Source organism: Candidatus Jidaibacter acanthamoeba (assembly GCF_000815465.1).
Classification (GTDB): domain Bacteria; phylum Pseudomonadota; class Alphaproteobacteria; order Rickettsiales; family Midichloriaceae; genus Jidaibacter; species Jidaibacter acanthamoebae.
In genome coordinates this window covers 1-213 of record NZ_JSWE01000210.1, presented here as the reverse complement: position 1 = coordinate 213, position 213 = coordinate 1, and the positions used below count along the sequence as shown (strand labels likewise).

Below are 213 nucleotides of genomic sequence, written 5' to 3'. Positions count from 1 at the left end.
AGGTACTACTATATCTCCATGCCCTGCTCCTACTTTAACCAGTGCTTCAGCTACATTCATATTGAGCTCACCATTACTATACTCTAAAGCATTTATTAGCGCAGGTACTACTATATCTACATGCCCTGCTCCCACTTTAACCAGTGCTTCAGCTACACTCATATTGAGCTCACCATTACTATACTCTAAAGCATTTATTAGCGCAGGTACTAC

The 213-nt window shown here is 40.8% G+C and carries 1 protein-coding gene; it reads right to left on the bottom strand.

The genetic code is table 11. The annotated features are described in order from the left end of the window. Positions 1-213: HEAT repeat domain-containing protein (locus NF27_RS12635; protein ID WP_039459161.1), on the bottom strand; the 213-nt coding region annotated here is incomplete at both ends.